This is a genomic window from Nocardioides sp. Z21_20 (genome assembly GCF_059766585.1).
Genome location: NZ_JCBAJX010000005.1, coordinates 22,735 through 41,877, shown reverse-complemented (window position 1 = coordinate 41,877; position 19,143 = coordinate 22,735). Strand labels below are relative to the sequence as shown.

18 protein-coding genes are annotated in these 19,143 nt (G+C 72.1%); 14 read left to right on the top strand and 4 right to left on the bottom strand.

The window, feature by feature from the left end; translation table 11 throughout:
- The first annotated feature begins 102 nt into the window (after positions 1–102).
- From pafA to AC6EH9_RS10150, 9 genes are all read left to right on the top strand, one after another.
- A complete protein-coding gene (pafA, locus tag AC6EH9_RS10190) occupies positions 103–1,464 on the top strand; it encodes a Pup--protein ligase (protein ID WP_498422773.1) in 1,362 nt (453 codons plus the stop codon).
- 93 nt (positions 1,465–1,557) lie between these two features.
- The gene (locus AC6EH9_RS10185; RefSeq protein ID WP_498422770.1) at positions 1,558–2,568 is read left to right on the top strand and encodes an FKBP-type peptidyl-prolyl cis-trans isomerase; all 1,011 of its coding nucleotides are present in this window, start codon (positions 1,558–1,560) and stop codon (positions 2,566–2,568) included.
- 62 nt (positions 2,569–2,630) lie between these two features.
- The gene (locus tag AC6EH9_RS10180) at positions 2,631–3,614 is read left to right on the top strand and encodes a helix-turn-helix transcriptional regulator (protein WP_498422769.1); all 984 of its coding nucleotides are present in this window, start codon (positions 2,631–2,633) and stop codon (positions 3,612–3,614) included.
- Positions 3,611–4,612 carry a helix-turn-helix transcriptional regulator gene (locus AC6EH9_RS10175; RefSeq protein ID WP_498422767.1) on the top strand — a complete coding sequence of 334 codons (1,002 nt, stop codon included), beginning with the start codon at positions 3,611–3,613 and terminating at the stop codon, positions 4,610–4,612. The genes AC6EH9_RS10180 and AC6EH9_RS10175 overlap by 4 nt, the downstream gene beginning before the upstream one ends.
- Positions 4,613–4,650: 38 nt before the next feature.
- A complete protein-coding gene (gene tatA / locus AC6EH9_RS10170; RefSeq protein ID WP_498422766.1) occupies positions 4,651–4,938 on the top strand; it encodes a Sec-independent protein translocase subunit TatA in 288 nt (95 codons plus the stop codon).
- Positions 4,939–4,976: 38 nt separating this feature from the next.
- Positions 4,977–5,816, top strand: a complete 840-nt coding sequence (tatC, locus tag AC6EH9_RS10165; protein WP_498422765.1) for a twin-arginine translocase subunit TatC — start codon at positions 4,977–4,979, stop codon at positions 5,814–5,816.
- A complete protein-coding gene (locus AC6EH9_RS10160) occupies positions 5,813–6,250 on the top strand; it encodes a hypothetical protein (RefSeq protein WP_498422764.1) in 438 nt (145 codons plus the stop codon). Before tatC ends, AC6EH9_RS10160 begins: the two co-directional genes overlap by 4 nt.
- Positions 6,251–6,260: 10 nt before the next feature.
- Positions 6,261–7,142: a YegS/Rv2252/BmrU family lipid kinase gene (locus AC6EH9_RS10155; protein WP_498422763.1), complete on the top strand. Its 882-nt coding sequence runs from the start codon at positions 6,261–6,263 to the stop codon at positions 7,140–7,142.
- The gene (locus AC6EH9_RS10150; RefSeq protein ID WP_498422762.1) at positions 7,139–9,952 is read left to right on the top strand and encodes a DEAD/DEAH box helicase; all 2,814 of its coding nucleotides are present in this window, start codon (positions 7,139–7,141) and stop codon (positions 9,950–9,952) included. Before AC6EH9_RS10155 ends, AC6EH9_RS10150 begins: the two co-directional genes overlap by 4 nt.
- Before the next feature lie 107 nt (positions 9,953–10,059).
- Here AC6EH9_RS10150 and AC6EH9_RS10145 read toward each other — a convergent pair whose 3' ends face one another.
- Positions 10,060–10,722 carry an SDR family oxidoreductase gene (locus AC6EH9_RS10145; RefSeq protein WP_498422760.1) on the bottom strand — a complete coding sequence of 221 codons (663 nt, stop codon included), beginning with the start codon at positions 10,720–10,722 and terminating at the stop codon, positions 10,060–10,062.
- Positions 10,723–10,779: 57 nt separating this feature from the next.
- Complete coding sequence (locus AC6EH9_RS10140; RefSeq protein WP_498422758.1) at positions 10,780–11,709, bottom strand: 5'-3' exonuclease; 930 nt, start codon at positions 11,707–11,709, stop codon at positions 10,780–10,782.
- A gap of 111 nt (positions 11,710–11,820) precedes the next feature.
- Between AC6EH9_RS10140 and AC6EH9_RS10135 the strand changes: the two genes are divergently transcribed.
- Complete coding sequence (locus AC6EH9_RS10135) at positions 11,821–12,258, top strand: Lrp/AsnC family transcriptional regulator (RefSeq protein ID WP_498422756.1); 438 nt, start codon at positions 11,821–11,823, stop codon at positions 12,256–12,258.
- A gap of 110 nt (positions 12,259–12,368) precedes the next feature.
- Here the strand turns inward: AC6EH9_RS10135 and AC6EH9_RS10130 are convergent, their stop codons facing one another.
- Positions 12,369–13,322 (bottom strand): type IV toxin-antitoxin system AbiEi family antitoxin domain-containing protein, encoded by a 954-nt coding sequence (locus AC6EH9_RS10130; protein ID WP_498422754.1) that lies wholly within the window; start codon positions 13,320–13,322, stop codon positions 12,369–12,371.
- 244 nt (positions 13,323–13,566) lie between these two features.
- Positions 13,567–15,000 carry a KamA family radical SAM protein gene (locus tag AC6EH9_RS10125; protein WP_498422753.1) on the bottom strand — a complete coding sequence of 478 codons (1,434 nt, stop codon included), beginning with the start codon at positions 14,998–15,000 and terminating at the stop codon, positions 13,567–13,569.
- Between the two features lie 151 nt (positions 15,001–15,151).
- Here AC6EH9_RS10125 and kdd point away from each other — a divergent pair, with 151 nt between their 5' ends.
- The 4 genes from kdd to kal are packed head-to-tail and all read left to right on the top strand — an operon-like array spanning position 15,152 to position 18,988.
- Positions 15,152–16,288 (top strand): L-erythro-3,5-diaminohexanoate dehydrogenase, encoded by a 1,137-nt coding sequence (kdd, locus tag AC6EH9_RS10120; protein WP_498422751.1) that lies wholly within the window; start codon positions 15,152–15,154, stop codon positions 16,286–16,288.
- Positions 16,285–17,856 carry a lysine 5,6-aminomutase subunit alpha gene (gene kamD / locus AC6EH9_RS10115; protein ID WP_498422750.1) on the top strand — a complete coding sequence of 524 codons (1,572 nt, stop codon included), beginning with the start codon at positions 16,285–16,287 and terminating at the stop codon, positions 17,854–17,856. Before kdd ends, kamD begins: the two co-directional genes overlap by 4 nt.
- A complete protein-coding gene (gene kamE / locus AC6EH9_RS10110) occupies positions 17,853–18,590 on the top strand; it encodes a lysine 5,6-aminomutase subunit beta (protein WP_498422748.1) in 738 nt (245 codons plus the stop codon). The genes kamD and kamE overlap by 4 nt, the downstream gene beginning before the upstream one ends.
- Positions 18,587–18,988 (top strand): 3-aminobutyryl-CoA ammonia lyase, encoded by a 402-nt coding sequence (gene kal / locus AC6EH9_RS10105; protein ID WP_498422747.1) that lies wholly within the window; start codon positions 18,587–18,589, stop codon positions 18,986–18,988. Before kamE ends, kal begins: the two co-directional genes overlap by 4 nt.
- The last annotated feature ends 155 nt before the right edge of the window (positions 18,989–19,143 follow it).

The following is a 19,143-nucleotide window of genomic DNA, read 5'->3' as shown; positions in this document are numbered from 1 at the left end:
GAGCCGGATTTCGCGCCGTTGGGGACCAAACGGCAGCCACCGACGCAGGAGGACGCGGGCGATGTACGCCGCGTGCTAGGTGAGGGGGCCTAGGGTGGCGAAATGGACCGCCGCATCTTCGGTATCGAGAACGAGTACGGGGTCACGTGCACGTTCCGGGGGCAGAGACGCCTTTCGCCGGACGAGGTTGCCCGCTACCTGTTCCGCAAGGTGGTGAGCTGGGGGCGCAGCAGCAACGTGTTCCTGCGCAACGGGGCCCGGCTCTACCTCGACGTGGGCAGCCACCCGGAGTACGCCACGCCCGAGTGCGACGACATCATCGAGCTGGTCACCCACGACAAGGCCGGCGAGCGTGTCCTCGAGGGGCTGCTTCTCGACGCGGAGCAGCGCCTGCACGACGAGGGCATCGCCGGTGACATCTACCTGTTCAAGAACAACACCGACTCCGCCGGCAACTCCTACGGCTGCCACGAGAACTACCTGGTGGGTCGCGCCGGCGAGTTCAGCCGGCTGGCCGACGTCCTGATCCCGTTCCTGGTGACCCGCCAGATCATGGTGGGGGCCGGCAAGATCACCCAGACGCCCCGCGGGGCGACGTACTCGGTCTCCCAGCGCGCCGAGCACATCTGGGAGGGCGTCTCCAGCGCGACGACCCGCAGCCGGCCGATCATCAACACCCGCGACGAGCCGCACGCCGACGCCGAGAAGTACCGCCGCCTGCACGTGATCGTCGGCGACTCGAACATGAGCGAGACCACCACGATGCTCAAGCTCGCCAGCTGCGACCTGGTGCTGCGGATGATCGAGGAGGGCGTGGTGATGCGCGACCTCACCATGGAGAACCCGATCCGGGCGATCCGCGAGATCTCGCACGACCCGAGCGGGCGCCGCAAGATCCGCCTCGCGAACGGGCGCGAGGCCAGCGCGCTGGAGATCCAGGGGGAGTACCTGGCCAAGGCCCGCGACTTCGTCGACCGCCGCGAGCTCAGCACGCCGGTCATCGAGCGGGCGCTGGACCTGTGGGAGCGCACCCTGAAGGCCGTGGACTCCGACGACCTGGGCCTCGTCGACACCGAGATCGACTGGGTCATCAAGTGGAAGCTGATCGAGCAGTACCGCGCCAAGCACAACCTCGCGCTGGGCCACGCCCGGATCGCCCAGATCGATCTGGCCTACCACGACATCCACCGTGATCGCGGGCTGTACTACCTGCTCGAGAAGCGAGGCAAGGTCGCCCGGGTGACCAGCGACCTGCGCGTCTTCGAGGCCAAGTCGGTGCCGCCGCAGACCACGCGGGCTCGGCTGCGCGGCGAGTTCATCAAGCACGCCCAGGAGCGACGCCGCGACTTCACCGTGGACTGGGTCCACCTCAAGCTCAACGACCAAGCCCAGCGCACCGTGCTGTGCAAGGACCCGTTCAAGGCCTACGACGAGCGGGTGCAGCGCCTGATCGACGGGATGTGAGCCGCCGGCCCCGTCCGTTACGGGGCGCCGGATAAGGTGACGACGCCGTTCGCGGCTGACCCGAACCCCGTTTGTCTGGAAGGTAGTCCCCACGTGCGTCGTCGTCCCGGTCGTCTGCTGGCTGTCCCGCTCGCGCTGAGCCTGGCCCTCGGCCTCGCCTCCTGCGGCGAGGAGGAGGAGCCCGGCGCAGCGCTGGACACCGTCAAGGTCTCCGACGACTTCGGCACCGCCCCCGAGGTCACCTGGGACGGTCGCCTGGAGGCCGAGAAGCTCGAGTCGGAGGTCCTCGTCGAGGGCAAGGGCGCGAAGCTGGGCGAGGGCGACGGCGTCTTCGCGCACCTTTGGCTGGGCAACGGCTACACCTCCAAGCAGACGCTGAGCACCTGGGACTCGCAGGTGCCGACCATCCTCTCGATCTCCGACAACCTGCCCGCCTTCCTGCTGGAGGCCCTCGAGGGCCGCAGCATCGGCTCGCGGATCGTCGTCGCCGCGCCGCCCAAGGACGCCTACGGTGAGCAGGGCAACGCCTCGCTCGGCCTGGGCAACGGCGACAGCGTCCTGGTCGTCGTCGACCTCGTCGACCCGGTGCTCTCCGCCCCCGAGGGCGCCGCGCAGAAGGCCCCGGCGACCATGCCGAAGGTGGTCGAGGCCGAGGGCTCGGTCACCGACCTCGACTTCGCCGGCCTCAAGCGGCCCTCCTCGCAGCTGCAGGCCACGACGCTGGTCGCCGGCACCGGCGAGAAGGTCAAGAAGGGCGACGTGATCGCCGTCGACTACTTCGGCAAGGTCTTCGGCGGCAAGAAGCCCTTCGACGAGACCTACACCCGCGAGCCGTACGCCGCCCCGATCGGCGAGGGCGGGTTCGTCAAGGGCTGGGACCTCAAGCTGGTGGGCGTCCCGGTCGGCAGCCGGGTGCTGCTCGCGGTCCCGCCGAAGTTCGGGTACGGCGCCAAGGGCCGCGGCGACATCAAGGGCACCGACACGATGTACTTCGTGGTCGACATCCTGGGCACCACCGACAAGACGGCGGCCCCGGCGGCCCCCGAGGACCCCGCGTCCTCCCCGGCCACGCCCCCCGAGCAGAACGACGACTCCACGCAGTAGTCTCCGCGTCGCCCCGCTGGTCGACAGCGGGGCGACACCACACGCAGGGAAGGGAAGCCGCCATGGCGACGGCGAAGTCGGAGCGGTTGCTCAACCTGCTGATCATGCTGCTGGTCCAGCGCCACTACGTGCCCAAGGATCGGATCCGGGCGATCCTCTACCCCGACGCGAGCACCGACGCCTTCGAGAAGATGTTCGAGCGCGACAAGGAGGAGCTGCGCAGCCTCGGGGTCCCGATCGAGGTGGGCAGCCTGGACGCGTTCTTCGAGGAGCCGGGCTACCGGATCCGTCCCGACGCGTTCGCCCTGCCCGAGATCCGCTTCGAGGCCGACGAGGCCGCGGTGATCGGTCTGGCCACCCGGGTGTGGGAGCACGCCCGCCTCGCCGAGGCCACCTCCGAGGCCCTGAAGAAGCTCGCGGCCGCGGGGCTGCCGGTCGACATCACCGCCCTGGACATCGTGGAGCCGCGGCTGAGCGCCGACGAGCCCGCCTTCGACGCCTTCTGGGAGGCCACCCAGGAGCGCATCCCGGTCTCCTTCGCCTACCGCCGGGCCGGGGCCACCGAGGCCACCACCCGCCATCTCCAGCCGTGGGGGGTGGTCCGCTCCTCGGGGCGCTGGTACGCCGTGGGCCTCGACACCGACCGTGGCGAGGAGCGGGTCTTCCGGCTCTCCCGGGTGGTCGGTCGCGTGCTGCACGACGGACCGCCCCGCTCGTACGCCGTACCGGCCGGCACCGACGTCGGCGCCCTGACCCGTCGCCTGGCGCCCGCCCCGGTCGCCGAGCACGCGGTGGTGCTGGTGCGCGCCGACGCCGGTCACGCCCTGCGCCGGCACGCGATCAGCATCACCCCGGGCGTCGAGGGCCCCGACACCCGCTCGACCTGGGACGAGGTCGTCCTGGGCCAGTCCGGCCCCGACATCGCCGACGAGCTGCTCAGCCACGGCCCCGACGTGTACGTCGTGTCGCCGCCGCGGCTGCGCGAGGAGGTGGTCGCCCGGCTCTCCGCGGTCGTGGCGCGCCAGGTCCCCGGAGGTGCCGCATGAGCCAGCCCCCCGTGCAGCCCAACGCCCGCGAGCAGGTGGCCCGGCTGCTGACGCTCGTGCCCTACCTGCACGCCCACGACGAGGTCCGCCTGGAGGAGGCCGCCGCGGCACTCGGGGTGGAGCCCGCACAGCTGGTGCGCGACCTCAAGGTACTGCTGATGTGCGGCCTGCCCGGCGGCTATCCCGACGACCTGATCGACGTGGACCTCGACGCCCTGGAGGGCCCGGAGGGCGACGGGGTGATCCGGGTGTTCAACGCCGACTACCTGGCCCGTCCGCTGCGCCTGACCACCACCGAGGCCACCGCGCTGATCGTGGCCCTGCGCGCGCTGCGCAACGGGGCCGGAGACGACACCCGGGTGATCGTGGACCGGGCGCTGGCCAAGCTCGAGGCCGCCACCGCCCAGGGCAGCGCCGCCGCGCTGATCGACCCGGGCAGCGACCCCGCCGAGGCCGAGCTGACCCGGCTCAGGGCCGCCCTGGAGGACGCCGTCGCCCGGGGCCGCCAGGTCCGGCTGACCTACTACGTGCCGGCGCGCGACGAGGAGTCCGAGCGCACCGTGGACCCCCGCGGGGTGCTCAGCGCGCACGGGCACTCCTACCTCGACGCCTGGTGCCACAGCGCCGAGGCGCCGCGGCTGTTCCGGCTCGACCGGGTGCACCACGCATCCGTCCTCGACACACCGGTCCGCACCGCCACCCAGGCGCCGCGTGACCTGTCCGCGGGGCTGTTCCAGCCGGCCGCCGGCACCACCCCGGTGACGCTGCGCCTGGCTCCGGCGGCGCGCTGGGTTCCGGAGTACTACCCGGTCGAGGCGGTGCGCCCCCAGGACGACGGGTCGCTGGAGATCGACCTGCTCGTGGCCGACCACCGGTGGCTGCGCCGGCTGCTGCTGCGGCTGGCCCCGCACGCGCGGGTGGTGACCCCCGCCGAGCTCAGCGACGACTTCCTGGAGCAGGGCCGACAGGCCCTCGGGCTGTACAGCTCGGGCGCGTAGGATGATCACTACCCGCAGCACTCCTAGGTGAGGACGCCATGACCACCCCCCTGATCTCCGCCCCCGGCCCGACCGAGCTGATCCTGATCGTCCTGGTCATCGTCCTGCTCTTCGGCGCGAAGAAGCTCCCCGAGCTCGCCCGCGGCACCGGTCGCGCCCTGCGCATCTTCAAGGCCGAGACCAAGGGGCTGATGGACGACGACGAGCTCTCCGACGATGACCGCCCGACCGGCGAGCTGCCGGCCTCGCAGCGCCGGCAGACCCCGCCCCCTGCCGTCACCGACCCGCAGCCGTCGGACGCCCGTCCCGACACCCAGAACCTCTGAGCACCCGTCCGCGGACGGCGTCGAGCTGAGCCACGCCCGTGTCTGTCACCGGTCTCGTCCAGCTCTTCGCGGGCAAGCCGCGCCATCCCGTCGGCCCCGACGGCCGGATGGCACTCTCGGATCACCTGCGTGAGCTGCGCGCCCGGCTGCTGAAGATCGCGGTCTTCCTCGTCTGCGGCCTGGTCGTGTCGCTGTTCTTCTTCGACCCCATCTTCGACCTCGTGCTGACCCCCTACGAGCGGGCCAGCGCGGCGCTGGGCGAGGACGTCGACACCGAGGCCACCATCGGCGGCGTGGGTGGTCCGCTGATGCTGCAGCTGAAGCTGTGCGGGGTGGTCAGCCTGGTCGCCACCAGTCCGCTGTGGCTCTACCAGATCTGGGCGTTCATCCTGCCCGGGCTGCACCGCCACGAGCGCAAGTGGAGCCGGGTCTTCGCCGCCGTCGCCGGTCCGCTGTTCCTGATCGGCGTGGCGGTGGGCTACTGGACCCTGCCCAAGGGCCTGGAGGTGCTGATCGGGTTCACCCAGGACTCGCTGGTCAACCTGGTCGACTTCGGTGACTACCTCAGCTTCTTCACCCGCACGCTGCTGGTCTTCGGCATCGCCTTCGAGATCCCGGTCTTCGTGATCCTGCTCAACCTGGTCGGGGTGCTGCCCGGTCGCGCCCTGGGCACCTACCGGCCGTGGATCGTGATCGGCACGTTCGTCTTCGCCGCCGTGGCGACCCCCTCCACCGACCCGTTCTCGATGCTGTTCCTGGCCCTGCCGATGCTGGGGCTCTTCGTCCTCTCCGAGATCATCGTGCGGATCCTGGACCGGCGGCGCGGGCGCCGCAACACGCTGGCCACGGTCGGCGACGACGAGCTGTCGGCCCTGTGACGGGCGCCCTCCCCGAGGAGGTCGACCCGTTCGACCTGCCCGACTGGCTCGGCGTCGGCGACGTCACCTGGACCACCGAGGTGGGGGTGCGCACCGCCGGGCACCTGGTCTCGGGGCGGCTCACCGGCGTCGAGGATGACCGGGCCTGCGACCTGCCGTGCGACCTGCTGGCCGTGGACGAGGCCTACCCGGCCCCGGTGGCCGCCGACGACGTGCGGCGTCGTACCCACCAGGCCTGGCGGCACGGCCAGGTGTACCTGGTGGAGCGGGAGGGCCGGCTCACGCTCGCGCTGCCCGGGTCCGACCTCGACGCTGACCGTGCCCTCGACGCGATCAGCCGGCTGGCCCGCGCCGTCGGAGCCTCGCCGGAGCGCTACGCCGTGCTGCTGCGGATCGGCACCTCCTCGCCGCGGCGTCCAGGGGCCGCCGGATAGTCTCGCCTGCGTGGCCGTGCAAACGCGAGAGATCGCACTCCTGACGAACCCGGCCGCGGGCCGGGGGCGCGGGCGCCGGCTCCGCGACGCCGCGCTCGACCGGCTGCGCAGCTCCGGGCTCGCGGTGCGCGACCTGCAGGGCCGTGACGCCGACGAGGCCCTCGACCTGGCCCGGGGCTGCGTCAGCGACGGCGTGGAGGCGCTGGTCGTCTGCGGCGGCGACGGGCTGGTGCACGTCGGGGTGCAGGCGGTCGCCGGGACGCCGGTGGCGCTGGGCATCATCCCGGCCGGCTCGGGCAACGACGCGGCGCGCGCGCTGGGGATCGCCACCGGCGACCCGTCCGCAGCGGTGGACCGGGTGATCGCCTCGCGCACCCGCCAGGTCGACCTCGCCCGGTGCGGCACGCGCTACTTCCTCACCGTGCTCGCCGCCGGCTTCGACGCGGTGGTCAACGAACGGGCCAACTCGATGACCTGGCCGCAGGGCCAGATGCGCTACAACCTCGCCACGCTCGCCGAGCTGCGCACCTTCCGGCCGCTGTCCTACAGCCTGGACCTCGACGGCGCGGCCCGCCGGGTCAACGCGATGCTGGTCTCGGTCGGCAACGGTCCGTCGTTCGGCGGTGGGCTGCGCATCGCCGAGGGCGCCTTGCTCGATGACGGCATGCTCGATGTCGTGATCATCAAGCCGGTCAGCAAGGTCGAGCTGGTCCGCACCTACCCGAGGCTGTTCCGGGGTACCCACGTCACGCACCCGCGCTACGAGCACCACCGGGTGCGGCAGGTGACCGTGGCCGCCCCGGGGATCGTCGCCTACGCCGACGGCGAGCGCTTCGGTCCCCTTCCCCTGACGATCGAGTGCGCGCCCGGCGCGCTGAAAGTGCTGGCATGACTGACGACAAGACCGCCGCGGAGCGCTACGCCGACTTCCGCGTCTGGCAGCGCCACCCGGTGCTGCGCGAGTTCACCGGGCTCTACGACTTCGAGCTCGACGACTACCAGCTGCGCGCCTGCCGCGAGGTCGAGGACGGGCGCGGGGTGCTGGTCGCCGCGCCCACCGGCTCGGGCAAGACCATCGTCGGCGAGTTCGCGATCCACCTCGCGCTGCAGACCGGACGCAAGGCCTTCTACACCACCCCGATCAAGGCGCTGTCGAACCAGAAGTACTCCGACCTGGTCAAGCGCTACGGCGCCGACCAGGTCGGGCTGCTCACCGGCGACAACAGCGTCAACGGCGAGGCGCCGATCGTGGTGATGACCACCGAGGTGCTGCGCAACATGCTGTACGCCGGCTCCCGGACGCTGAGCGGTCTGGGCTTCGTGGTGATGGACGAGGTCCACTACCTCGCCGACCGGATGCGCGGGGCGGTGTGGGAGGAGGTCATCATCCACCTGCCCGAGTCGGTCGCGCTGATCTCGCTGTCGGCGACGGTCTCCAACGCCGAGGAGTTCGGCGAGTGGCTCGAGACCGTGCGCGGGGACACCACCACGATCGTGGAGGAGAAGCGCCCGGTCCCGCTCTACCAGCACGTGATGCTCGGGCGGCGGCTGCTGGACCTGTTCGCCGACTCCGACGTCGACGCCAAGGCCGGCTTCGTGAAGGAGGGCGCGCCGGTCAACAACGAGCTGGTCAAGATCGCCCGCGACGAGTGGGCCGCGACCCGGATCAAGGACCGGCGCTCTCCGCGCGGACGCAGCAACGCCCGCGGCCGCGACGACAAGTCCGGCGGGGGGCGCCCGATCGGCAACGGACGACGGGTGTGGATCCCCAGCCGGGTCGACGTCGTGGAGCGCCTGGAGCGCGACGGGCTGCTGCCGGCGATCAACTTCATCTTCAGCCGGGTCGGCTGCGACGCGGCCGTCACCCAGTGCCTCAACGCCAACCTGCGGCTGACCACGCCCGAGGAGCGCGACACGATCTACGCGTTCGTCGAGGCCAAGTGCGCCCACCTGCCGCGCGAGGACCTGCAGGTGCTCGGCTACCACGAGTTCCTCGACGCGCTGACGCGCGGCATCGCGGCCCACCACGCCGGGATGCTGCCCACGTTCAAGGAGTGCGTCGAGGAGCTCTTCCAGCAGGGGCTGTGCCGCATCGTCTTCGCCACCGAGACGCTCGCGCTGGGCATCAACATGCCCGCGCGCACCGTGGTCATCGAGAAGCTCAGCAAGTGGAACGGCGAGACGCACGCTGACCTCTCGCCGGGGGAGTACACCCAGCTCACCGGGCGCGCCGGGCGCCGCGGCCTGGACGTCGAGGGCCACGGCGTCGTGCTGTGGCAGCCGGGGATGAACCCGCGCGAGCTGGCCGGCCTGGCCTCCACCCGCACCTATCCGCTGAAGTCGTCGTTCCGCCCGTCGTACAACATGGCCGTCAACCTCGTGCACCAGTTCGGCCGGGAGCGCGCCCGCAGCCTGCTCGAGTCCTCGTTCGCGCAGTTCCAGGCCGACCGGGCCGTGGTCGGGATGGCCCGCCAGCTGCGCAAGAGCGAGGAGGCGCTGGACGGCTACCGCGAGGCCGCCACCTGCCACCTGGGCGACTTCATGGAGTACGCCGGGCTGCGCCGTGCGATCAACGACGCCGAGAAGGGGGCCGCGCGGGCCCGCCGGCTGGATCGTCGCGAGGAGGCACTGACCTCGCTGAGCAAGCTGCACCCCGGCGACGTCATCGCGGTGCCGACCGGCAAGTACGCCGGGTACGCCGTGGTCATCGACCCCGGCCTGACCGGCGAGGAGCCGCGCCCCTACGTGGTCACCAGCGACCGCCAGGCGCGCCGGCTGGCGATGGTCGACTTCCCCACCCCGGTGCAGGCGCTCTCGCGGGTGCGGGTGCCGCGCAACTTCAACGCGCGCAACCCGCAGATGCGCCGCGACCTGGCCGCCACGCTGCGCTCGGCCACGCACGGGCTGGACCCGCAGCCGCCGCGGAGCAGGTCGGCGCGCGGCGACACCCTGGCCGTGACCCGCCAGGACGCGGAGATCGAGCGGTTGCGCGCCGAGCTGCGCGCGCACCCGTGCCACGAGTGCCCCGAGCGCGAGGACCACGCACGCTGGGCCGAGCGCTGGTTCAAGCTCGACCGTGACGCCAACACCCTGCGGCGCCGCGTGGAGCAGCGCACCAACACGGTGGCCCGGCAGTTCGACCGGGTCTGCGAGGTGCTGACCGCGCTGGACTACCTCGAGGGCGACACCGTCACCGAGCGGGGCCGGCACCTGCAGCGGATCTACAACGACATGGACCTCGTCGCCGCCGAGGCGCTGCGCCAGGGGACGTGGGAGGGGCTGGACGGCTCCGGGCTGGCCGCCGCCCTCTCGGTCCTGGTCTACGAGACCCGACGCGCCGACGACTCCGCCACGCCGCGGGTGCCCGGCGGCGCCATCCAGGACGCGATCGCCCAGACCGTGCACCTGTGGGCCGGCCTCGACGCACTGGAGAAGCAGCACCGGCTGGACTACCTGCGCGAGCCCGACCTCGGCTTCGCCTGGGCCGCGTACCGGTGGGCCGAGGGCGACGAGCTCGACGACGTGCTCACCGCCACCGGGTTGGCCGCCGGCGACTTCGTCCGGTGGGTCAAGCAGCTGCTCGACCTGGCCGGCCAGGTCGCCGACGCCGCCGGCGACGACGCCGCGCTGCGCAGCACCGCCCGCGAGACGGTCAAGCGCCTACGCCGCGGCGTGGTCGCCTACTCAGCCCTCACCGACTAACCCAACTCAGCACAACCCCCGCGCCGAGTCGGCGTGAACTCGCGCGCAGAGGGCGCCGAGTCGGCGTGGGCTCGCGCGCAGAGGGCGCCGAGTCGGCGTGAGCTGGCTCAGCCGGCGACGGCCCGAGCGATCGCGTCGTCGATGCTCAGGTCCCCGGAGACGAGCTCCCACTGGTGCCCGGCGGTGGCGGGGCTGTCCAGGGCAGCGGCGACGACGGCGGCGACGTCCGCGCGCGGGACGCTGCCCCGCTCGACGCGCTCGGCGAGAGTGACGCGTCCGGTGCCGGGCTCGTCCACGAGGGCGCCGGGCCGGATGATCGTCCACTCCAGCGGGCTCTCGCGCAGCGCCGCGTCGGCGTCGCGCTTCGCCTCGACGTACGCCCGCCAGACCGGGGCGGTGTCCTCGGGGATCGACTCGTCGACGCCGATCGCCGAGACCTGGACCAGGCGACCGATGCCGGCCTTGTGGGCGCCCTCGATCGACTTGAGCGAGCCCTCGAGGTCGACCGTGCGCTTGCGCTCGATGTTCCCGTCGGGTCCGCCGCCGGCGGCGAAGACCACCGCGTCGCAGCCCGAGAACGCCTCGGCGAACGCCGTGGCGTCGTCGCGCTCGATGTCGAGGATGCGCACCTGCGCGCCGAGCGCCTCGAGCTCGGGGCGGTACTCCTCCTTGCGGACCAGCGCCACCGGCGTGTGACCGGCGGCGACGAGGAGGGGGTGGAGGTGGAGGGCCACCTGGCCGTGGCCGCCGACGATCGCGATGTGAGTCATGACCTCCAACGTACGCGCCGGGCAAGCACCGCCCCGGTCAGTGGCGAGAGCGAGAGCTCAGCCTTGCAGCGCCTCCACCAGCCGTACGGCGGAGCTGCCGAGCCCCCACCGCTCGTCGAGCGCGACGACGCGGTCGGGGTCGCGAGGGGTGCGGGGCAGGGTCAGGTCGGGGCCGGCGAGGTCGAGGTCACGCACCACCGCGACCACCTGGGGCGCGACCGCGAGGTAGTCGGCGGCAGCCTTGATCTTGCCCCGCGGCCCCGGGCCCATCTCACTGGCCGGGTCCTGCGCGGCCGCCACGATCGTGTCGATGTCGCCGAAGCGCCCCAGCAGGGTGGCGGCGGTCTTGTCGCCCACGCCGGCGACCCCGGGCAGGCCGTCGGAGGAGTCACCGCGCAGCGTCGCGAAGTCGGCGTACTGCCGGGCGTGGACGCCGTACTTGGCCCAGACCCAGTCGTCGGTCACCCGCTCGTGCTTGCCGACCCCGCGCGCGGTGTAAAGCACCCGCACCTGAGCCTCGTCGTCGACGAGCTGGAAGAGGTCCCGGTCGCCGGTGACGATGTCCACGGGCATGCCCGCGCCCGTCGCCAGGGTGCCGATGACGTCGTCGGCCTCGTGCTCGTCGGCGCCGACCACGGCCAGGCCGAAGGCGTCGAGGACCTCCAGGATCACCGGGATCTGCACCTGCAGCGGATCGGGGACCTCCTCCACGTCGGGGTCGCCGGGCACCTCCTCGACCACCCGGTGCGCCTTGTAGGTCGGCAGCAGGTCGACGCGCCACTGAGGGCGCCAGTCGTTGTCCCAGCAGCAGGCCAGGTGGGTGGGCTGGTACTCGGTGACGAGGCGGGCGATGAAGTCCATCAGCCCGCGCACCGCGTTCACCGGCGTTCCGTCCGGCGCCTTGATCGTGTCGGGCATCCCGAAGAAGGCACGGAAGTACAGGCTCGCGGTGTCGAGCAGCATCAGCCGCTGCGGGGACTCAGTCATGGCCGAAGCCTAGGCCTGCGCTCCGACGCTCGCAGCCCCGCGGCGGCCCACGGTGGCCACCCACCGGTGGACCCCGGTGCCGAGGGGGCCAAGTGCCGCTAGTGTGCGAGCGTGGAAGAGACCGACCGGCAGATCCTGACATTGCTGGCAACCGACGGCCGGATGTCCTACACCGACCTCGGGAAGGCCACCGGCCTGTCCACGTCCGCGGTGCACCAGCGCGTGAAACGCCTCGAGCAGCGTGGCCTGATCCTGGGCTACGGCGCGACGATCAACCACGCCGAGATCGGCCTGCCGCTGACGGCGTTCATCTCGATCCGGCCGATCGACCCCTCCCAGCCCGACGACTGCCCCGAGCGGCTGCTGGGGATCGAGGAGATCGAGTCGTGCTGGTCGGTGGCGGGGGAGGAGTCCTACATCCTCAAGATCCGCGTCGCCACGCCACTGGCCCTCGAGGACCTGCTGTCGCGGATCCGGTCGGCGGCCAACGTGGCCACCCGGACCACGATCGTGCTGTCCACGCCGTACGAGAACCGGTCCGTCCTCTGAGGCTCGGCCGCGTCTGTCCCGGCCTGGCTGTCGGTTTCCCCGGCCGACCGGGGAAGCCTGAACTGGGCGGGCGAAACTTCGCCTGACAAGTTCAGCGGTTGCCCTGTGGATCAGGCGATCCGCGACAGCGGGAACAGCATCGCCCGGAGTCGCTGCGCGGTCCGCTCGGGGTGCTCCAGGTCCCACCAGGTGATCCGGATGCAGCGCCAGCCGGTGACCTCGCAGAGCCGCTCCTCACGGCGCTTCTCACGGATCACCAGATTGGCGGCGCTCTCGCCGCCCGCCAGCGGCCCGGCGTACTTCACCGCCCCGTCGAACTCGAGGAAGACTCCGAGCTCCGGCCACGCGAAATCCACTCGCCCGACGATCTCGCCGTGCGCGTCACGCACCACGAACTGCGGCACGGGCGACGGCAGAGAGAAGCGTCGCAGCAGGTCCAAGGTGCGGCTCTCGCCCACGGACTCGACGCGCTCGTCACACAGCGCGAGCACGAGACCGGTGTGCAGGGTCTCAGGCCACCTCTCCATGGCGGCATAACGCGCCAGGAGATCCGCGCGGGTGGTGGCACCACTGTGCAGCAGCGAGTTGACCACCACGAGGCTCCGCTCGACGTCGGCCACCGTGGTGACCTCCAGGGCGGCCCGCGTGGCGGAGGTGCAGCGGATCCCGTCCCGCTCGACCACGTCCCCGTCCAGAATCCTGCCCCGGTGCTGGCGCACCCCGGCCTCGCGACGCCCGGTCCTCCCGTCGAGACGGGTCAGATGCACCTCCTGGAGCGGGAGATCCCAGGCGTCGCAGCCGTGGAAGGGCAGGCTGCTGGTGTGGGACAGCACCACCTGCGCGCGGGCCGTGCGGACGGCCGCGCGGCCCAGCAGCCCGTGTCGCTGCAACGGCGTCGCCTCGGTCCAGAACGGCGCGAGAGTGTAGGCGCCGTGACGCACGTGGATCCACGCCCCGGCCCGCACCTCCCGGGCGATGGCGCGGTCGTGGTAGCCCAGGGCGATCGCCTCGCGCCGCAGGAAGACGCCGTGCCGGCGACAGATTGCCTCGAGGGAGCTGTTCATCCCCCGACTGTCGCGCCTCGACGCTCACCTCACGACGCGGTGGTGCCGCCCTGTGGAGCACGGCGGGTGACGAGGTCCCTGTGGACGCTCACCGGGCCGCCGGGCGTCGCCGTACCCAGCGATGGGCCCGTGCACCTGTCAATCACTGATGTTGTCGGGCGAAGTTTCGGCCGACAACATCAGCGTTCCCCGGCCGACCGGGGATTCCACCCCCCGAGAGCGGCCGCGCCAAGAACGGCCCCGCTCAGCGAGCCTGCAGCGCAGCGGTACGCCGGGAGCCCTGGGCGGCGTCGGCGGCACGTACGGCGGTCTCGTCGCGCCGGCTGTGCTCGGCCCACCACGCCTGGCCCTCGGCGGGCAGGGTGTGGATCGGGTCGTAGTACTGGTAGGTCCGGGTGAGCGCCTCGTCGTCGAGGGACTCGATCGAGGTGCGGTAGTTCTTGGTCCACCCTGAGATCCCGCGGACGGTGTCGTACTCGGTGAGCTGGTGGACCCAGCGCTTGCCGACGAACGGCACGTCGCACACGATCCGCGGCGTCGCGAAGCCGGGCAGGTAGCCCATGATGTGGTGCTGGAGGCGCTGGGCATCGGCGACCGAGACCCGCCAGTGCTCCGAGAACGGGATCATGTCGCACATGTAGAAGTAGTAGGGCATGATCTGCGCGCCGTCGAGGAGTCGGAAGCACAGGTCGAGCAGCGTGTGCGGGTCGGCGTTGACCCCGTCCAGCAGCACCCCCTGGTTGCGTACGTCGCGCACCCCGGCCTCGAGCATCGCCCGGCTCGCGTCCGCCACCAGCGGCGTGATCGAGTTGGCGTGGTTGGCGTGGGTGTGGATCGCCAGCGAGACCCCGCGGGCGTGGGCGGTGCGCGCCACCCGCTCGACCCCGGCGCGCACCTCGTCCTGCAGCCAGTGCTGGGGCAGACCCACCAGCGCCTTCGTGGCCAGCCGGATGTCGCGGATGTTGTCGATCTCCAGCAGCCGGGTCAGGAAGTCCTCCAGGCGCGGCCAGGGCATGTTGGCCACGTCGCCACCGGAGACGACGACGTCGCGGACCTGCGGCGAGCGGCGCAGGTACTCCATCATCGCGTCGAGTCGGTCCACCGGCTTGGCGGAGAACTTCAGCTTCTCGATCACCGGGGTGGAGTTGCCCACCAGGTCCATCCGGGTGCAGTGCCCGCAGTACTGCGGGCAGGTGGGCAGCAGCTCGGCGAGCACCTTGGTGGGGTAGCGGTGGGTGAGCCCCTCGGCCACCCACATGTCGTGCTCGTGCAGGGAGTCGCGCGCGGCGTGCGGGTGCGAGGGCCAGTCGGTACGACGGTCGGAGAACACCGGCAGCATGTAGTGGCGCACCGGGTCGGCGTACAGCGCCTCGGTGAGCGAGCCGGGCCCTGCAGGCACCGCGTGGGGCACCATCGTGTTCATCATCTGCGGCGGCACCAGCATCGACATCGTCGCGCGCTCGGCCTGGTCGCGCTCGAGGTCGGCGTAGAAGCGCTCGTCGACCAGGTCGCCCAGCAGCGCCCGCAGCTGGCGCACGTTCTTGACGCAGTGCGCGCGCTGCCACTGCACCGAGGCCCACTCCTCGGCGGTGACGCCGCGCCAGCCCGGGAACCTGGTCCAGTCGGGCTCGACGAGCTCCACGCGCCGGTAGGGGTAGGGCTGGCCGTCGAGGGTCATGGTGGCTCCTGTGCGGTGGAGGGTTCGCCGGCGCTGTGGCCGGTTGTGTGGCGTACGCGACATCTGCCAAAGTAGGCGGATTAACTGACGCTAGTCCAGCACATAACCGTAGGATTTCCGGCGAAACCCGCTGATTTATGGAGGAATGGCCGTGCAGCCCGTCATCGTGAGCGATCCCCTCGGCCTCCACCGCGTCCTGGAGCCGCCCGGGTCCCTGCCGCAGGCCGCCCAGCGACTCGACACCCGCCGCGAGCTGTGGCCCGACGAGGTGCGGATCCGCGTGGAGCGGCTGAACCTCGACGCGGCCTCCTACCGCCAGCTGGCGAGCCGCCACACCGACGCCACCGGGTCGCTCGACGCCGATAGCCTGCGCGCCGAGGTGCTCGCGATCATCGCCGGGCGGGGCAAGATGCAGAACCCCGAGACCGGCTCCGGGGGGATGCTCGTCGGCGTCGTCGAGGAGGTGGGGGAGCGCTCTGCGCTCGGCCTCGCCGTCGGCGACCGGGTCGCCACCCTGGTCTCCCTGACGCTGACGCCGCTGGTCGTCGAGGACCGACTGGCGCGCTGGGACGGGCGCGGTGAGCAGGTCCCCTGCGACGGCTACGCCGTGCTGTTCGGGCGCTCCATCGCGGCCCGGCTGCCCGAGGACCTGTCCGCCGAGCTCTCGCTGGCGGTGATGGACGTGTGTGGCGCGCCGGCGCTGACGGCCCGTGTGGTGGGTCAGTACGACGCACCGACGGTCGCGGTCATCGGCGGGGCCGGGAAGTCCGGCTCGCTGAGCCTGGCCGCCGCCCGCGAGGCCGGCGCCGCCCGCACGGTGGGAGTGGTGCCGACCCAGGCCGAGGCCGAGCTGCTGCGCGACGCGGGCCTGGCCGACGAGGTCGTGGTCGCCGACGCGCGGGACCCGATCGCGCTGCGCGACGCGGTCCGGGCGGCGGGCGGCCCGGCCGACGTGAGCGTGGTCTGCGTCGACGTGCCGGGCTGCGAGGGCGGAGCCGTGCTGGCCACCGCCGACGGCGGCACGGTCGTCTTCTTCTCGATGGCCACGTCGTTCTCCGCCGCCGCCCTGGGCGCGGAGGGGGTGGCCGCCGACGTCACCATGCTGATCGGTAACGGCTACGTGCCCGGCCACGCGGCGTACGCGCTGGAACTGTTGCGCCGCACCGACGGCGTCCGGAGCCTGTTCGAGCGCCGCCTCGCCGCCGAGACGACCGAGACGACCGAGACGACCGATGCGGCCGATGCGGCCGAGACCGCGCCCGCCCAGAGCACGGAGATCCCCGCATGAGCAAGCTCGACCTCGACCCGGGCACCGTCGCCCGGGCCCGCGACCTGGCGGCCCGGGTGGGGCGCCCCATCGTGGATCTCGCCCAGCAGCACACCACCGTGGCGGTGGAGCGCGCGACCCTGCGCCTGGCCGGGTTGGGTGGCGCCGACGCCGACGGCATCCCCTGGGCCAACCGCCTGCTCGACTGCGTGCGCGGCGACCTGGCCGAGGACGGCGGGCTCGCGCACGGCGTGGCGCTGCCGGTCTGGGACGCGATCGTCCGCGGCGAGGCCCCCGACCTGGCCGTCCTCGCCGAGAAGGCGTCCGCCGGCTCCGTGCGGTTCCGGCTGCCCGCGGGCCGCGACGCCGAGCGGGCGCGCGCCGCGGCCCGGGTCGGCGTGCAGGCCGGCCTACGACGCATCGACGCGCGCCGCACCGAGCGCGAGCAGTTCGTCGCCGGGGTCGGCGACGCGCCACGCACCCCGTGGATCTACCTGATCGTGGCGACCGGTGACATCCACGAGGACATCCCGCAGGCCCAGCAGGCGGCCCGCGAGGGCGCCGACGTGATCGCGGTGATCCGCTCCACCGGGCAGAGCCTGCTGGACTACGTCCCCGAGGGGGCCACCCGCGAGGGCTTCGCCGGCACCTACGCCACCCAGGAGAACTTCCGGCTGATGCGGGCGGCGCTGGACGAGACCAGCCGCGAGCTGGGCCGCTACGTCCGGCTGACCAACTACGCCTCCGGGCTGTGCATGCCGGAGATCGCGGTGCTCGCCGGGCTCGAGCGTCTCGACATGATGCTCAACGACTCGATGTACGGGATCCTCTTCCGCGACATCAACCCGGTGCGGACCTTCGTCGACCAGCGCTTCAGCCGCCAGGTCCACGCCCGCGCGGGGATCATCATCAACACCGGCGAGGACAACTACCTGACCACCGCCGACGCGATCGAGGCCGCGCACACGGTCACCACCAGCCAGCTGCTCAACGAGTTCTTCGCCAAGGAGGCCGGCCTCGAGGACTGGCAGCTGGGCCTGGGGCACGCTTTCGAGATCGACCCCGACGTGCCCGACTCGTTCCGCCTCGAGCTCGCCCACGCCCTGCTCGCGCGCGAGCTGTTCCCCGACGCGCCCCTGAAGTGGATGCCGCCCACCCGGCACATGAGTGGCGACGTGTTCCGCGGGCACCTGCTCGACGGCTTCTTCAACCTGGCCGGCGCGCTGACCGGTCAGGGCATCCTGCTGGTCGGGATGATGACCGAGGCGGTGGTCACCCCGTGGCTCTCCGACCGCGACCTGGCGCTGCAGAACGTGCGCTACGTGCTGCAGGCGGCCGGCAGCCTGCACGAGGACTTCCACCCGGCTCCCGGCGGTGTCATCGTGAGCCGCGCCCACCAGGTCCTGGGGGAGTCCCTGGAGCTGATGGAGCGCATCCTCGAGCACGATGACGGCCTCCTCGACGCCATCGCCGACGGCACCTTCGGGCTGATGAAGCGCCCCGCCGACGCCGGGCGCGGCCTCGACGGTGTCGCCGTCAAGTCGGAGATCTACCACAACCCCGCCACCGAGCTGCTGGAGGAGCGATGAGCATCGTCCGTCCCTACGGGGACACCTCAGGGGACGGCATGGTGCAGATGTCGTTCACGCTGCCGCTGCCCCACGACAAGGTCGCCGAGGGGGCGGCGGTCCAGCTGGCCAACAAGATGGGCATGGATCCCGCGCTGGTGGCGCACGCGCGGCCGCTCGGTGCCGGCTTCACGTTCTTCGTGGTCTACGGCCGGGTCAACCACCTGGTGGACACCAGCAAGGTGGAGGTGGTCGAGCGCGACTACCCGCTGCTGACCCCCAAGGAGGTGAACGCGGCGGTCAAGGAGCGCCTGGCCCGGCGCCTGGTGGTGGTCGGTGGCTGCATCGGCAGCGACGCGCACACGGTCGGCATCGACGCGATCCTCAACATCAAGGGCTTCGCCGGGGAGAAGGGGCTGGAGTACTACCGCGAGATCAAGGTGGTGAACCTCGGGGCGCAGGTCTCGGTGCCGCACCTCGTCGAGCGTGCGCAGGCCGAGCAGGCCGACGCCGTGCTGGTCTCCCAGGTCGTCACCCAGCGCGACGCCCACCTGCTCAACACCCGCGAGATGTCGGCCGCCTTCCGGGAGGCCTACCCCGTCGAGCGGCGCCCGCTGCTGGTGGTCGGCGGCCCGCGCTTCGACGAGCGGATGGCCGGCGAGCTCGGGGTCGACCGGGTGTTCTCCCGGGGCACCACGCCGGGCGAGGTCGCCAGCTTCCTGGTGCACCGGGTGACGACGAGGATGGCCTCATGAGCAGCGCACCGAGCCCGGTCCCTGGCCTGCGGGTCACCCACCGCCGCTACGTCCCCTACTCCCACGCCCACTACGCCGGCAACCTCGTCGACGGCGCCTACTCCCTCGGCCTGTTCGGGGACGTGGCCACGGAGATGTGCATCCTCACCGACTCCGACGAGGGACTGTTCGCGTCGTACGACGACGTGCAGTTCCGCGCCCCGGTCCGGGCCGGGGACGTGCTGGAGGTGAGCGCCGAGCTGATCCGGGTGGGTCGACGCTCGCGGGTGATGTCGTTCGCCGTACACGTGGTGGCGCGTGGCGCCGCGACCCCGCAGGCCCCCGGTGCCGCGAGCGTCCTGGCCGAGCCCCTGCTGGCCACCGAGGCCACCGGCACGGTCGTGGTGCCGCCGCGCTGACGGTGCCGCCCGACGAGGCGGCGTGTCCCGCGCGACACGCCGTTACGTCTCGATAGCCGGCATCGTCACAGCCTCCGGATCCGACGCGCTGACCTGCGCAAACGCGCGTCGTCGCAGGTCAGGAGCCGGTTGACAGGGCGGGCTCGGGCAGACCA

Coding starts and splice junctions, on each gene's coding strand:
- kamE (WP_498422748.1), top strand. CDS start 17,853: ATGAGCATCGTCCGTCCCTACGGGGACACCTCAGGGGACGGCATGGTG.
- tatA (WP_498422766.1), top strand. CDS start 4,651: ATGACCACCCCCCTGATCTCCGCCCCCGGCCCGACCGAGCTGATCCTG.
- AC6EH9_RS10180 (WP_498422769.1), top strand. CDS start 2,631: ATGGCGACGGCGAAGTCGGAGCGGTTGCTCAACCTGCTGATCATGCTG.
- AC6EH9_RS10175 (WP_498422767.1), top strand. CDS start 3,611: ATGAGCCAGCCCCCCGTGCAGCCCAACGCCCGCGAGCAGGTGGCCCGG.
- pafA (WP_498422773.1), top strand. CDS start 103: ATGGACCGCCGCATCTTCGGTATCGAGAACGAGTACGGGGTCACGTGC.
- AC6EH9_RS10145 (WP_498422760.1), bottom strand. CDS start 10,722: ATGACTCACATCGCGATCGTCGGCGGCCACGGCCAGGTGGCCCTCCAC.
- kal (WP_498422747.1), top strand. CDS start 18,587: ATGAGCAGCGCACCGAGCCCGGTCCCTGGCCTGCGGGTCACCCACCGC.
- kamD (WP_498422750.1), top strand. CDS start 16,285: ATGAGCAAGCTCGACCTCGACCCGGGCACCGTCGCCCGGGCCCGCGAC.
- AC6EH9_RS10150 (WP_498422762.1), top strand. CDS start 7,139: ATGACTGACGACAAGACCGCCGCGGAGCGCTACGCCGACTTCCGCGTC.
- AC6EH9_RS10125 (WP_498422753.1), bottom strand. CDS start 15,000: ATGACCCTCGACGGCCAGCCCTACCCCTACCGGCGCGTGGAGCTCGTC.
- AC6EH9_RS10140 (WP_498422758.1), bottom strand. CDS start 11,709: ATGACTGAGTCCCCGCAGCGGCTGATGCTGCTCGACACCGCGAGCCTG.
- AC6EH9_RS10130 (WP_498422754.1), bottom strand. CDS start 13,322: ATGAACAGCTCCCTCGAGGCAATCTGTCGCCGGCACGGCGTCTTCCTG.